Source organism: Ramlibacter sp. AN1015 (genome assembly GCF_037726105.1).
Taxonomy (GTDB): domain Bacteria; phylum Pseudomonadota; class Gammaproteobacteria; order Burkholderiales; family Burkholderiaceae_C; genus Ramlibacter.
Map to the genome: position 1 here is coordinate 74,951 of NZ_JBBJUM010000001.1, position 13,219 is coordinate 88,169.

Here is a 13,219-nt window from a genome sequence, read left to right on the forward strand (position 1 = left end):
TGCTTTTTCGGATCAGCCAAGGTTTTTTTGCCGTGGTGACGATGCGCTATCGCGTGACGGCACCGCGGCGCGATTCGCGTACGCGCACGGCGACACGGACTGGTCACCCGGTCGGGCAGTCGCCGTCCCGTCTTGCGGTCGCGACCACACCACCGGCAGAGCGCCTGCAGCGACGCGAGGCACAGGGCTCGCTGGCACCCAAAACACCGTGCCCCCGCCAGCGGCGCGTGCCGGCTCAGCCCGCCAGCGCGGCCCGCCGCCGCTCGCGGCTGTTGCTCAGGTGCATGCGCATCGCCGCCCGCGCCGCTTCGGGGTCGGCGCGGACGATGGCGTCTTGGATCGCCCGGTGTTCGGCATGCACACGCAGCAGGTAGTCGCCCTGCCCCGCGCCCGGCCCGTGCGGCGACGCCGCAGCCGTGTCCGGCCCGAGCCGCGCGCGCGGAATCATGGTGCCGCCGAGGGTGGTCATCAGGCGTTCGAAATGCGGGTTGCCGGTTGCGCGGGCGATCTCCAGGTGGAACTGGAAGTCGGGCCCCACGGCGTCTCGGCCCGCCTGGACGGCCGCTTCGAAGGCACCCAGCGCCGCGGCCATGGCCTGCAGGTGCTCGTCGCTGCGTCGCAGTGCGGCGAGGCCGGCGCCCTCCGTTTCCACTGCGATGCGCAGCTCCAGCACCGCGATCACGTCGCGCAGCGTGCCCGCCTGCTGCGGGGCGATGCGAAAGCTCGCGCTATCGCCCAGCCCGACGGCGAAGGTGCCCACGCCATGCCGCGTCTCGACCATGCCCGCAGCTTGCAGTCGCGACATGGCCTCGCGCACCACCGTGCGGCTGACGTCGAATTCGGCCATCAGATCCGCCTCGCGGGGCAGCTTCGCGCCAGCCGGAATGCGGCCGTCCCGGATGCGGTCGCCCAGCACCTCCACCAGGTCGGCAGTCAGCGAGCGGGAGCGGCGAGCGGGCGGAAGGACGGCATGCATGCCCAAATTATGAGAGATACGACGTCGAAGCGATCACGCAAGCTCGTAGAAGCTCATCACCACCCGGTCCGGCAGGCGGATGCCGGCACCGGCGAACAGGCGCTCGTTCACCCAGCCCAGCGACGCCGAGGCGGTCTCGAGCGCGGGCTGGCAGCGGAAGTACACCAGCGACGGATCGACCGCCTCGCCGCGCACGAGACGGGCGGTGATTTCGGCCGGGGCGCGGCGGATGGCGTGGTTGCGCACGTACACGAGATCGCCGCCGTCGGTCTCCATCACGTAGTGCGCCTGCAGCTCGGCCAGCGTGTCGCTCACGATGACCTGGTAGTCGGCGCCGCCAGGCAGCACCCGCGCGGTCCACCCGTCGCCGCGCACCTCCCCACCGGTGATGGGAATGACACGGCGCACGCCGCGCGGTGTGCGGCCGACCTCCAGGGGTTTGCCGACCTGCACCGACAGGTCGGCGAAGAACTTGAGCTGCATCTCGCAGCGGGTGGCGCTCTGCACGGGAAAGTCTCCTGTTGTGGGGCCTGTGGAGGACCAAGCATACGCGCCGGTCCGTGCCGGCTTTTCGCTACCATCGCGCCGACCCGCCACCCCCCGCGGCACCCCGGAGTTCCATGTCCACACTGGCAGCCGCCCTCAAGGGCGAAATCGAAGCGGCCGCGCGCCGGGCCGCACGCGAGCAGCAGGAGGCCCTGCGCCGCTCGCTCTGGCAATCCCGCGCCGAGGTGCAGGAACTGCGGCGGCAACTCGGGGCGATGGAACGCCGGCTCGCCAGGCTGGAACGCGGTAACGCCGTCGTCGATCGGCGCCTCCCCCGGGCGGGCGAGGTCCAGCCGCCGGCTGCGCCGCAGCTGCGCTTCAGCGCCAAGGGCTTCGCCGGCCTGCGCCGGCGACTGGGTCTGTCGGCCGCGGCCATGGGCAGCCTGGTCGGCGTCACCGCGCAATCGGTCTACAAGTGGGAAGACGGCAAGGCCCGCCCGCGCGCGGGGCAGTTGCAGGCCATCGCCGCCGTGCGCACGCTCGGCAAGCGCGAGGCTGTGGCCCGGCTGGCGCAGCGCGAAGCGCCGGCGCGCCTGCGCGCCTGAGCTGCACCACGACGCGGGCGGGTGCCGCCGTATCCGCTGCCGCCTGCGCAAGCACGCGCAGCGGTTCCCTGGCGTGGCGCCGGCAGCAGCTCTAGGCCCGATTCCCGCCCAGCGGCTGCAGCAGCGACAGGCGGTTGCCCTCCGTGTCCATGAAGCTCACGTACGCGCCCACGCCGGGGATGTCCATGGGTTCACCCAGCACCTGCCCGCCGCCGGCGCGCACCCTCTGCATCGAGTCCTTCACGTCTCGCGTGCCGATGACCACCGAGGGATATTGCGCCGGCCAATCCGGCTTGCGCGGAAACAGGCCGCCATTGATCGCGCCTGCGGGGGCGTCGGGCATGGCGTCTGCTTCGGCGGTGGTGGCGAGCACATAGTCGCCCATCGCCTCACCCAGGGCCTGCAGCTTCCAGCCGAAAGCCTCCTGGTAGAAGCGCATGACGCGCTCGCGGTCTTCGTAGGGCAGCTCGAAATGCACGACAGGGTTCAGCGAAGCTCTCCTTGGGATGACAAGACGCCGCAGGCGACCCGCGTCACAGCCCGGAGAAATCGGGCTTGCGCTTGTCCATGAAGGCACCGAAGGCTTCACGCGCAGCGGGCGCCGTGAGCATGCGGGCGAAGATGGCCGCTTCGGCCTGCATCTGCTCGCGCACGGCTTGTTGCCGAGGCCGCTTCATCAGGCGCTTGGTCTCCACCAGCGAGGACAGCGGCTTGGCAGCGAGCTTGCGGGCCTGCGCCTGCGCGAGCGCATTGGCTTCGGACGGGGGCACCACGCGGTTGACCAGCCCCACTTCGAGCGCCGCCTCCGCCATGAAAGGCTCGCCCAGCAGCAGCGCCTCGGCCGCACGGTGGTAGCCCAGCATCTGCGGCACCAGCAGGCTGGACGCCGCCTCGGGCACCAGGCCCAGGTTGACGAAGGGCATCGAGAACGCCGCGTTGTCGCCGGCATAGACCAGGTCGCAGTGAAACAGCAGCGTGGTGCCGATGCCCACCGCGGGGCCGCACACGGCGGCCACGAGCGGCTTGGAGAAGCCGGCGATGCCGTGCAGGAAGCGGAATACCGGAGCGTCTTCGCCCGAAGGCGGCTTGTCCAGGAAATCGGCGATGTCGTTGCCGGCCGAGAACACGGTCTCGTGGCCCTGGATCACCACCGCCCGCACACCGGTATCGGCCTCGGCAGACGCGATGCCGTCGGCCAGCGCCTGGTACATCGCGGAGGTGATGGAGTTCTTGCGCGCGAGCCGGTTCAGCGTGATGGTGCACACGCCGGCTTCGGTGTGGACGAGGACATCGCTCATGAAGTCATTCCTTGGGGTTGCGGGGTGATCCGGTCAGACACGCTCGAAGATACCCGCAGCGCCCTGCCCCATGCCGACGCACATGGTGACCATCCCGTACTTGAGCTGCTTGCGCCGCAGGGCGTGGACCACGGTGGCCGAGCGGATCGCGCCGGTCGCGCCCAGCGGATGGCCGAGGGCGATGGCCCCGCCCATGGGGTTGACCTTGGCCGGATCCAGCCCGAGCTCGCGGATGACGGCGAGCGACTGCGCCGCGAAGGCTTCGTTCAGCTCGATCCAGTCGAGGTCTTCGAGTCGGATGCCCGCGCCCCTGAGCGCCGCCGGCACCGCCTCGATGGGCCCGATGCCCATGATGTGCGGCGGCACGCCCCGGCTGGCGTAGCTCACGAAGCGCGCGAGCGGCGTGAGCCCGAAGCGCTTCACGGCCGCTTCGCTGGCAAGCACCAGCGCGCCGGCACCGTCGGAGGTCTGCGAACTGTTGCCCGCGGTGACGCTGCCGCGCGCGGCGAACACGGTCTTGAGCTTGGCCAGCCCTTCCACGGTGGTGTCGGGGCGGGCCCCCTCGTCCAGCTCGACGGTGCGGCTGCTCACGCGCAGCTCGGACGACGCCAGATCGACCGAACGCTCGGTGACTTCGACAGGCGTGATCTCGTCGGCGAACTCGCCGGCCTGCATCGCGGCGAGCGCCTTCATGTGCGAGCGATAGGCGAAGGCGTCCTGGTCTTCCCGGCTGACCTTCCAGCGCTGCGCCACCTTCTCGGCCGTCAGGCCCATGCCATAGGCGATGCCGTAGCTCTCGATGTCATCGACGTTGGTGAAGATCGAGGGCGAGAGCGACGGCGAGTTGCCCATCATGGGCACCATGCTCATGCTCTCCGTACCGGCGGCGATCATCACATCGGCCTCGCCCACGCGGATGCGGTCGGCCGCCATCTGCACGGCCGACAGGCCCGAGGCGCAGAAGCGGTTCACGGTGATGCCGCCCACGCTCTTGGGCAGCTTGGCCAGCACCGCGCCGATGCGCGCGATGTTCAGGCCCTGCTGCGCCTCGGGAATGGCGCAGCCGCAGACCACGTCCTCGATGGCCTGCGGGTCCAGCCCGGGCACCTGCGCGAGCGCCGCCCGCAGCGCGGTGGCGAGGAGTTCGTCCGGCCGGGTGTGGCGGAAGTAGCCGCGGTGCGAGCGGCCGATCGGGGTGCGGGTGGCCGCGACGACGTAGGCGTCCTGGACTTGCTTGCTCATGTCTTGGGCTCCTTCAGTTGCGCACGGGCTTGCCCGTCGAGAGCATTCCCAGGATGCGGTCCTGGGTCTTGGGGTGGGTAACCAGCGAGCAGAAGGCCTCGCGCTCGAGCTTCATCAGGTACTCCTCGGTCACCAGCGTGCCGGCATCGACGTCGCCGCCGGTGACCACCTGCGCGATCAGGCTGGCAATGCGGAAATCGTGCAGGCTGATGAAGCCGCCGTCGCGCATGTTCAGCAGCTGCCCCTGGATGGTGGCCTTGCCGTTGCGCCCCGCCACCGGGAACGGCCGGCGCATTGGCGCGCGCCAGCCGCCGTCGTGCAGCGCCTGCACTTCGCGGATCGCCACCCAGAGCAGTTCATCCTTGTTCGGCACGATCACGTCGCTGTCCAGCAGATAGCCGAGCTGGCGCGATTCGAGCGCGCTGGTGCCCACCTTAGCCATGGCCGCGGCGGTAAAGGGCTCGGTGAGGAACGCCAGCAGGTCCTTGTGGGTCGATTGGCGCTGGTTCTCGGCGGCGCGGCGGGCGATATACGCGAGGCCGCCGGCACCGGGGACCAGGCCGACGCCGACTTCCACCAGGCCGATGTAGCTCTCCATCGCAGCCACGCGGCGCGCCGAATGCACGGCCAGCTCACAGCCTCCGCCGAGGGCGAGTCCGCGGATGGCGGAGACCACCGGCACGCCGGCATAGCGGATGCGCAGCATGGTCTGCTGCAGGTGCTGTTCGGCGTCCTCGATGGCCGCGACGCCCACGGCCATGAAGGCCGGCAGCATGGACTGCAGGTCGGCGCCGGCGGAGAAGTTGTCGCTGCCCGACCAGATCACCAGACCCTTGAACTGCTGCTCGGCCAGCTCCACGCCGCGCTGCAGCCCCTCGGCTACTTCGGGGCTGATGACGTGCAGCTTGGTCTTGCTGCTGGCGATGAGCACCTCGTCGTCCAGCGTCCACAGGCGGATGGCACTGTCTTCGTGCAGCGTGCGCCCTGCGGTGGCGGGCGAGCGTCCGCCGCTGCCCAGTACGGTTTCGGGAAACAGCTGGCGCGCATACACCGGCAGCACGCGCGGCGGCTCGAAGCGCCCGGTCGATGGATTCCACGAACCCTCGGGCGTGTGCACGCCGCCGGCCTGGACCACCGCATCGCTGAAGACCCAGTCGGGCAGCGGCGCGTCCGACAGCGTCCGCCCGGCTTCGATGTCTTCGCGCACCCATTGCGCCACCTGCAGCCACCCGGCCTCCTGCCACAGCTCGAAGGGGCCCTGCTTCATGCCGAAGCCCCAGCGCATGGCGAGGTCGAGGTCGCGCGCGGTCTCGGCTATGTCCGCCAGGTGCACGGCGGCATAGTGAAAGCCGTTGCGCAGGATGGCCCACAGGAACTGCCCCTGCGGGCCCTTGGCCTCGCGCAGCAGCCGCAGCCGATCGGGCGCGGGCTTCTTGAGCATGCGCGCGTAGACCTCGTCGGCCTTCTGGCCGGCGGGCACGTAGTCGCGGCTTTCCAGCTCGAAGCGCAGGATGTCGCGGCCCACCTTCTTGTAGAAGCCCGCCTTGCTCTTCTGGCCGAGGTGGCCCAGCTCCAGCAGCGTCTTGAGCACCTCGGGGGTGGCGTAGCTGGCGTAGAAGGGGTCGGTGTCGGCGCTCAGCGTCTCCTGCAGGGTGCGCACCACGTGGGCCAGCGTGTCCAGGCCCACCACGTCGGCGGTGCGGAAGGTGCCGCTGGAGGCGCGCCCCATCTTCTTGCCGGTGAGGTCATCGACCACGTCGTAGCTCAGCCCGAAGCGCTCAGCCTCCTTCATGGTGGCCAGCATGCCGGCGATGCCGACGCGGTTGGCGATGAAGTTGGGCGAGTCCTTGGCGCGCACGACGCCCTTTCCGAGAACGCTGGTGACGAAGGTCTCCAGCGCATCCAGGATGGCGGCGTCCGTCGCCGGCGTGGCGATCAGTTCCACCAGCGTCATGTAGCGCGGCGGATTGAAGAAGTGGATGCCGCAAAAGCGCGGGCGCAGCTCGGCCGGCAGCGGCTCGGACAGGCGCGTGATCGACAGCCCCGAGGTGTTGGAGGCGACGATGGCGTGCGGCGCGATGTGCGGCGCGATGCGGCGGTACAGGTCGAGCTTCCAGTCCATGCGCTCGGCGATGGCCTCGATCACCAAGTCGCACTCGCCCAGGCGTTCCAGGTCGTCGTCGTAGTTCGCAGCTTCGATCAGCGCAGCGTCTTCAGGCACGCCCAGCGGCGCCGGCTTGAGCTTTTTCAGTCCCTCGATGGCGCGGGTGACCACGCCGTTCTTGGGCCCCTCCTTGGCGGGCAGGTCGAACAGCACCACCGGCACCTTCACGTTCACCAGGTGGGCGGCGATCTGCGCGCCCATCACGCCGGCCCCGAGGACGGCGACCTTCTTGACTTGGAATCGGTTCATGGGGATGTCTCGTTCAGGCGCCGCGCTCAGGCCAGGGCCTGGTCGGTGTCCACCAGCACCTTGGCACCGCTTCGCGCACTGCGCATCAGCGAGGCGGTCTCGGGGAACAGGCGGGCGAAGTAGAAGCGGGCCGTCTGCAGCTTGCCCTGGTAGAACGGGTCGGTGTCGCCGGCCTCGATGCGGCGCAGCGCCACCTGCGCCATGCGGGCCCAGAAGTAGCCGAACACCAGGTGGCCGGCCACGCGCAGGTAATCGACCGCGGCGGCACCGACCTCGTCGGCGTTCTGGAAGGCGCGAAAGCCCAGCTCGGTGGTGAACTTGGTCATCTGGTCGCCCAGGGCGGCCAGCGGGTTGATGAACTCGGCCATCTGCTCGTTGACGCCCTCCTGCTCGACCAGCTGCCCGATCATCTTGCCCAGCTTCTTGAGCGTGGCGCCGTTGTTGCCCAGCACCTTGCGGCCCAGCAGATCCAGCGACTGGATGGTGTTGGTGCCCTCGTAGATCATGTTGATGCGGTTGTCGCGCACGAACTGCTCCATGCCCCATTCACGCACGTAGCCGTGGCCGCCGAAGACCTGCATGCAGGCATTGGTGGCGATGTGGCCGTTGTCGGTGAGGAAAGCCTTCACGATGGGCGTGAGCAGCGCCACCAGCTCGGCGCTGTCCTTGCGCACCTTTTCGTCGGTGTGCTGCAGTTCGCGGTCGATCAGCAAGGCGCAGAACAGGCTGAGCGCCCGGCCGCCTTCGGCATAGGCCTTCGCCGTGAGCAGCATGCGGCGCACGTCCGGGTGCACGATGATCGGGTCGGCCGGCTTGTCCTTGGCCTTGATGCCGCTCAGGCTGCGCGACTGCAGGCGGTCCTTGGCGTAGGCGAGAGCGTTCTGGTAGGCGACCTCGGTCTGTCCCAGCGACTGCATGCCGACGCCGATGCGCGCCGCATTCATCATCACGAACATCGCCTGCAGGCCCTTGTTGGGCTTGCCGACCAGGGTGCCCACCGCGTTCTCCAGCACGATCTGCGCGGTGGCGTTGCCGTGGATGCCCATCTTGTGCTCCAGGCCGCCGCAATGCACGCCGTTGCGCGCGCCGAGCGAGCCGTCGGCGTTGATCGTGTACTTGGGAACGATGAACAGGCTGATGCCCTTGCTGCCCTGCGGCGCGTCCGGCAGGCGCGCGAGGACCAGGTGCACGATGTTGGCGGCCATGTCGTGCTCGCCGGCCGAGATGAAGATCTTCTGGCCGGTGATGCGGTAGGTGCCGTCGGGCTGGGGCTCGGCCTTGGTGCGCAGCAGCCCCAGGTCGGTGCCGCAGTGGGGCTCCGTCAGGCACATGGTGCCGGTCCATTCGCCGCTGGTCAGCTTGGGCAGGTACAGGCGCTTCTGATCCTCGGTCCCGTGCTCGTGCAAGGCCTCGTAGGCGCCGTGCGAGAGCCCCGGATACATGGTCCAGGCCTGGTTGGCCGAGTTGAGCATCTCGTAGAAGGCCTGGTTGACCACGATGGGCAGGCCCTGCCCCCCGAACTCGGGGTCGCACGACAGCGCCGGCCAGCCGCCCTCCACGTACTTCGCGAACGCTTCCTTGAAACCGGCGGGGGTGCGCACTTCGTGCGTCTCGCGATCGAGCGTGCAGCCCTGCTCGTCGCCGACCTGGTTCAGCGGCAGCAGCACCTCGCTGGCGAACTTGCCGCCCTCCTCCAGGATGGCATTGACGGTGTCCGCATCGACCTCGGCATGGCGCGGCAGGGCCTGGAATTCGCGGCCGACTTCGAGCACCTCGTGCAGGACGAATTGCATGTCGCGCAGCGGCGGCGTGTAGATGGGCATGTGGATCTCCTGGGACGGGTTCGTGGAAGGGTGGAAGTGGAACGGGGACGCGGGCGGTGAATCAGGGCGCTGCGGGCAGGCGGTGGCGCAGCAGGTTCTCGAAGCCGGCCTCGGCACGTGCGACCGAGCCCGGCTGGTGCAGCAGGCGGGCTTCGTAATGCAGCGCGAGGATGAGTCCGTGGATCTCGAACAGCATCTGGTCCACGTCGGTGTCGGCGCGCAGATGGCCTTCCTGCCGGGCCGCCGTGATCGCGCGGCGAATGGCATCCAGCCAGGTATTCACCGACTCGACCAGCGCATCGCGCACCGGTCCGGGACGGTCGTCGAACTCGACGGCGCCGCTGATGTAGATGCAGCCCGCGTCGATCTCGACCGCTGAGCGTTTCATCCAGTTGGAAAACAGGGCCCGCAGGCGCGGCAGCCCACGCGCCGCGCGCAGGGCCGGCCGGAACACCTCGGCCTCGAAGCGCTCGTGGTACTCGCGCACCACCGAGATCTGCAGTTCTTCGCGGGAGCCGAAGTGGGCGAACACGCCCGATTTGCTCATGCCGGCGACCTCGGCCAGCGCACCGATCGACAGCCCTTCAAGGCCGACGTGGGCGGCGACGCCGAGCGCCGCATCCAGAATGGCGGCGCGGGTCGCCTGGCCCTTGTGCTGGGCACGCTGGCTCTTGGGCGCGGAGGCGGTGGACATGACGGTGCGGATGCCGAATAAAACGAACGGTCGTTCTATTTTGCATGGATTTCCGGAGGGGATGTCCTGGTCGGAGCAAAAAAAGGTGTTCCGGTGCGGTCGGCCCGGGGCAACCGGAAGTAAGCGCACAAGCGGGTCGCGGCTGCGCGCGGGGCAATCCTGCTTCCCCTACCGCGCGTGCGAAGGCATGCGAAGCCTCGCTGTTCGCGGCCGGATCTGCATGCGACCTCCACAGGCAGTCGTTCCGATCAGCCCGGACGTCTTCCATCGCCCCGCCGCCCACGCGGCGCGCCACTCCATGAGTCGCACGCGGCCAGTGGGCGCCCTGGCGCTGCACGAGCGCGGACGAGCCGCTCTCGTTCGGTCATGCGGGACGCCTGGCCTCGCCATGACGGGGAGCGGCCCGCGCCCCTTGCCTCACGCGCGAAACGCGACGACCTCCTGCCGCTGCTCGCCGAGGCCGTCGATGCCCAGGGTCATCACGTCCCCCTTCTTCAGGAAGCGCGGAGGCTTCATGCCCAGCCCCACGCCGGGCGGCGTGCCGGTTGCGATCACATCGCCGGGCAGGAGGGTCATGAACTGGCTCACGTAGCTCACGATCCGCGCGACGTCGAACACCATGGTGCGGGTGTTGCCCGTCTGCATGCGCTGGCCGTTCAGGTCCAGCCACATGCCCAGCCGCTGCACGTTGGCGAGCTCGTCCGGCGTGACCAGCCAGGGACCTATCGGCCCGAAGGTGTCGCAGCCCTTGCCCTTGTCCCATTGCGGGCCACGCTCGAGCTGGAAGGAACGCTCGCTCACGTCGTTCACCACGCAGTAGCCGGCGACGTGCGCCAGCGCGTCCTTGCGGGAGACGTAGCGGGCCCGGCTGCCGATCACCACGCCGAGCTCGACCTCCCAATCGGTCTTGACCGATCCGCGTGGCAGCATGACCGCATCGTTCGGGCCCTGGATGCAGCTGGTCGCCTTGAGGAACACGATGGGCTCGCTCGGCAGGGGCGCTCCTGCTTCGGCAGCATGGTCGGCGTAGTTCAGGCCGATGGCGACGAGCTTGCCGATCTGCGCGACGGGGCAGCCCAGACGCGGCTTGCCCCGCACGGCGGGCAACTTCTCGGGATCGAGCCTGGCCAGGCGCGCGAGACCGGCCGGGCCGAGCTGTTCGGGGCCGATGTCGGGCACTACCGCGCTCAGATCGCGCAGCTTGCCGCCCGCTTCGAGGAGCGCGGGCTTCTCGCGTCCGGGGTTGCCGTATCGCAGCAGTTTCATTCGTTGTCTCGTGAAGTGATCAGGACGGCATCATCGCCGCGAGCGTGGCCCTCGGCCGGGCTGCGCGACCGGCGCCTGCGCTCTCACGCGTGCGCACGTTCAACGCCAAGGCCTGCGGGCACCGCATCGGGCGCAAAGCGCCGCCAGGACCAGCGCCGCTCCCCAGCCTGCCTAGGTTCTAGCGGCATGCACCGGCACCGCAGTCGTGGTGCAACGGCCCGCCGCTCAGAGCATGCGCGCGAGGCTGGCCTCGAGGTACTCCGAAGGCGGGCGGCGAAACCCGGAGCGGGCAAAGCGCTGCAGGCGCCCCACCAGGAACGCGGTGAGCAGCGAGGCACGCACCTGCGCATCGACCGTGGGTGTGGCACTGCCGGACGGCTCTGCCCCGGCCCGCAGGCACTGGCGCAAGGTGGCCTCGATCTTGTCGAAGAACTGGTTCATGCGCTGCTGCAAGCGCTCGTTCTCGAACACCAGGGCGTCGCCCACCATGACCCGCGTCATGCCCGGATTGCGCTCGGCGAACTGCACCAGCATGGTGGCAATGGCGACGCACTGGCGCGCTGCGACAGCGGCCGAGTCGTCGGTATGCGCGGGGGGCCGCTCCAGTATCTGGTTGACCAGGGTGAACACGCTCTGCTCGATGAACTCGATCAGCCCTTCGAACATCTGCGCCTTGCTGGCGAAGTGGCGGTACAGGGCCGCCTCGCTGACCTCCAGGCGCGCGGCGAGCGCTGCCGTGGTGACCCGCTCTGCGCCGGGCTGCTCGAGCATCGTGGCGAGGGCCTGCAGGATCTGGACCCGCCGCTCCCCCGGTTTGGGCCGCTTGCGCACCGACGGGGGCATAGGCGCCGGGAGCACCTCCTCGGGAGAGTCGCTGCGCAGGGTCGGCTCGGCGTCGGGCATGGTTGCGGGGGCGTAGGTGAGGGGCTGCGGGAATTCTCGCACAGCAGTTTCAGACCGCTTGCAGCAGCGCCGATGCGGCCATGCCACCGAGTACGCGCTCACCTCGCAGGCGGAGCCCGACCTTCAGGCCACGCCCGCCCTGCCCGCTGTCGAGCTCGAGGTGGCTGCCGTGGACCCGCGCGATCTCCTCGGCGATGGCCAGGCCGAGTCCGGTGCCCTCTCCCTGGGTACCCTGCACCCGGTAGAAGCGCTCCAGGACGCGCGCCCGCTCGGCCGGCGGAACGCCCGGACCATCGTCTTCGACCTCGAGCAGTGCGCCGCCCGCGCACGGTGCGCAGCGGATGGTGACGGTGCCGCCGCGGGGGGTGTAGCGGATGGCGTTATCGACCAGGTTCGCGAGCAGCTCCCGCAGCAGCCATGCGTGGGCATCCAGGGTGACCGGCTGCACGTCGAGCCCCAGGTCGATCGCGTGGCGGGTGGCCGCGTCGAGCTGAATTTCAAGGGTGGTTTCGCACAACGCCTTGAGATCGACCGGCTGCAGCGGCTGCGCCCCCATGGCGCCGGCGTCTGCGCGGGAGAGCGCGAGCAGCTGATTGGCCAGCTGCGTGGTGCGGCGCGTGGCGCCGCGCAGCTTCTCGATCTGCTCGACGGGCAACAGCATGGTGCCCGGCCCGCCCGGCGGCGCGATGCGGCGCGCCGCCTGCGCCCACGCCTCCACCTGGGCCTGCAGTGCGGCCAAGGGCGTGCGCAGCTGGTGTGCCGCATCGGAGATGAAGCGCCGCTGCCCCTCGGCCTGGGCGCGCACCAGCTCGAGCAGCCGGTTGAGCGCGGCGACCAGAGGCCGGACCTCGTCGGGCGACGAGTCCTGCTCGATCGCGCTCAGGTCCTGGGGGGAGCGGCGCGACACCACCTCGGCCAGCTGCAGCAGCGGCTTGAGCGCGCGCGCCACGGCCCAGCGCACCGCCAGTGCGGCGGCACCGATCATCACCAGGTGGGGCAGCAGCACCTTGGCCAGGATGGCGCGGGCCCACTGCTGGCGCGGATCGGATGCGTCCGCCAGCGTCATCACCAGGTCGCCGAAGATGGTGCTGTGACGCTGGCGCACGATGCGCCAGGTGACGCCGCGGCTCTCTTCGCTGTGGAACTCCGGGCCGTGGACTGCCAGTGGGGACGAGGCGAGCCACGCCTGTCCATAGAGGACCTGGCCGTCGCTGTCGCTGATGGCGTAGGCAGTCGTCGCTCGCCGGACATCCAGGAACTGCTCGAGTGCCGGCGGCAGCAGCAGGACCGGGGCGCCGCTGTCGCCGGTCACCAGCGAGTCGGCCAGCAGCGGCAGCAGGCTGAGCAGGTGCTGGTCCTGCAGGGCGGCGACGCTGTCCGCCGAGCGGTACTCGAACCAGGCGTTGAGCATCGCCAGCATCAGCAGCGGCGCGATGAGCAGCACCAGCAGCCGCCGCCGCAGGCCGAACACGATCGCTCCCGCGCTCGAGCCGGCGGGCACGCCATGTTGCGG

12 protein-coding genes are annotated in these 13,219 nt (G+C 69.8%); 1 reads left to right on the forward strand and 11 read right to left on the reverse strand.

Annotated elements, in window-relative coordinates; all coding sequences use genetic code 11:
• Positions 1 to 235: 235 nt before the first annotated feature.
• Together WG922_RS00355 and WG922_RS00360 are read right to left on the reverse strand one after the other, a co-directional pair.
• Positions 236 to 976, reverse strand: a complete 741-nt coding sequence (locus WG922_RS00355; RefSeq protein WP_340279815.1) for a FadR/GntR family transcriptional regulator — start codon at positions 974 to 976, stop codon at positions 236 to 238.
• A 33-nt stretch (positions 977 to 1,009) separates the two neighbouring features.
• On the reverse strand, positions 1,010 to 1,459 hold the full coding sequence (locus WG922_RS00360) for a DUF3237 domain-containing protein (protein ID WP_340280465.1): 450 nt from the start codon (positions 1,457 to 1,459) through the stop codon (positions 1,010 to 1,012).
• Positions 1,460 to 1,596: 137 nt separating this feature from the next.
• On the opposite strand from WG922_RS00360, the gene WG922_RS00365 reads away from it, so the two are divergent.
• Positions 1,597 to 2,067, forward strand: a complete 471-nt coding sequence (locus tag WG922_RS00365; RefSeq protein WP_340279816.1) for a helix-turn-helix domain-containing protein — start codon at positions 1,597 to 1,599, stop codon at positions 2,065 to 2,067.
• A 91-nt stretch (positions 2,068 to 2,158) separates the two neighbouring features.
• Here WG922_RS00365 and WG922_RS00370 read toward each other — a convergent pair whose 3' ends face one another.
• The 9 genes from WG922_RS00370 to WG922_RS00410 all read right to left on the reverse strand — a co-directional run bounded on the left by WG922_RS00370 (position 2,159) and on the right by WG922_RS00410 (position 13,180).
• The gene (locus tag WG922_RS00370; protein ID WP_340279817.1) at positions 2,159 to 2,545 is read right to left on the reverse strand and encodes a VOC family protein; all 387 of its coding nucleotides are present in this window, start codon (positions 2,543 to 2,545) and stop codon (positions 2,159 to 2,161) included.
• 55 nt (positions 2,546 to 2,600) lie between these two features.
• The gene (locus WG922_RS00375) at positions 2,601 to 3,365 is read right to left on the reverse strand and encodes an enoyl-CoA hydratase (RefSeq protein WP_340279819.1); all 765 of its coding nucleotides are present in this window, start codon (positions 3,363 to 3,365) and stop codon (positions 2,601 to 2,603) included.
• Positions 3,366 to 3,398: 33 nt separating this feature from the next.
• Positions 3,399 to 4,607: an acetyl-CoA C-acyltransferase gene (locus tag WG922_RS00380; RefSeq protein WP_340279821.1), complete on the reverse strand. Its 1,209-nt coding sequence runs from the start codon at positions 4,605 to 4,607 to the stop codon at positions 3,399 to 3,401.
• A gap of 13 nt (positions 4,608 to 4,620) precedes the next feature.
• Positions 4,621 to 7,020 (reverse strand): 3-hydroxyacyl-CoA dehydrogenase/enoyl-CoA hydratase family protein, encoded by a 2,400-nt coding sequence (locus tag WG922_RS00385; RefSeq protein WP_340279822.1) that lies wholly within the window; start codon positions 7,018 to 7,020, stop codon positions 4,621 to 4,623.
• 26 nt (positions 7,021 to 7,046) lie between these two features.
• The gene (locus tag WG922_RS00390; RefSeq protein WP_340279823.1) at positions 7,047 to 8,843 is read right to left on the reverse strand and encodes an acyl-CoA dehydrogenase C-terminal domain-containing protein; all 1,797 of its coding nucleotides are present in this window, start codon (positions 8,841 to 8,843) and stop codon (positions 7,047 to 7,049) included.
• A 61-nt stretch (positions 8,844 to 8,904) separates the two neighbouring features.
• Entirely contained in the window at positions 8,905 to 9,537 is a 633-nt protein-coding gene (locus WG922_RS00395; protein WP_340279825.1) for a TetR/AcrR family transcriptional regulator, read from the reverse strand.
• Positions 9,538 to 9,954: 417 nt separating this feature from the next.
• Entirely contained in the window at positions 9,955 to 10,803 is an 849-nt protein-coding gene (locus WG922_RS00400; RefSeq protein WP_340279827.1) for a fumarylacetoacetate hydrolase family protein, read from the reverse strand.
• 225 nt (positions 10,804 to 11,028) lie between these two features.
• Positions 11,029 to 11,706 (reverse strand): nucleoid occlusion factor SlmA, encoded by a 678-nt coding sequence (slmA, locus tag WG922_RS00405; RefSeq protein WP_445322773.1) that lies wholly within the window; start codon positions 11,704 to 11,706, stop codon positions 11,029 to 11,031.
• 49 nt (positions 11,707 to 11,755) lie between these two features.
• Positions 11,756 to 13,180, reverse strand: coding sequence for a sensor histidine kinase (locus WG922_RS00410; RefSeq protein ID WP_340280469.1), 1,425 nt, complete (start codon positions 13,178 to 13,180; stop codon positions 11,756 to 11,758).
• Between the last annotated feature and the right edge of the window lie 39 nt (positions 13,181 to 13,219).

What these genes read in the sequence shown, in the direction of transcription:
- WG922_RS00375 (WP_340279819.1), bottom strand. Translation starts at nt 3,365, where the DNA reads ATGAGCGATGTCCTCGTCCACACCGAAGCCGGCGTGTGCACCATCACG.
- WG922_RS00385 (WP_340279822.1), bottom strand. Translation starts at nt 7,020, where the DNA reads ATGAACCGATTCCAAGTCAAGAAGGTCGCCGTCCTCGGGGCCGGCGTG.
- WG922_RS00355 (WP_340279815.1), bottom strand. Translation starts at nt 976, where the DNA reads ATGCATGCCGTCCTTCCGCCCGCTCGCCGCTCCCGCTCGCTGACTGCC.
- WG922_RS00400 (WP_340279827.1), bottom strand. Translation starts at nt 10,803, where the DNA reads ATGAAACTGCTGCGATACGGCAACCCCGGACGCGAGAAGCCCGCGCTC.
- WG922_RS00365 (WP_340279816.1), top strand. Translation starts at nt 1,597, where the DNA reads ATGTCCACACTGGCAGCCGCCCTCAAGGGCGAAATCGAAGCGGCCGCG.
- WG922_RS00380 (WP_340279821.1), bottom strand. Translation starts at nt 4,607, where the DNA reads ATGAGCAAGCAAGTCCAGGACGCCTACGTCGTCGCGGCCACCCGCACC.
- WG922_RS00390 (WP_340279823.1), bottom strand. Translation starts at nt 8,843, where the DNA reads ATGCCCATCTACACGCCGCCGCTGCGCGACATGCAATTCGTCCTGCAC.
- slmA (WP_445322773.1), bottom strand. Translation starts at nt 11,706, where the DNA reads ATGCCCGACGCCGAGCCGACCCTGCGCAGCGACTCTCCCGAGGAGGTG.
- WG922_RS00360 (WP_340280465.1), bottom strand. Translation starts at nt 1,459, where the DNA reads ATGCAGCTCAAGTTCTTCGCCGACCTGTCGGTGCAGGTCGGCAAACCC.
- WG922_RS00395 (WP_340279825.1), bottom strand. Translation starts at nt 9,537, where the DNA reads ATGTCCACCGCCTCCGCGCCCAAGAGCCAGCGTGCCCAGCACAAGGGC.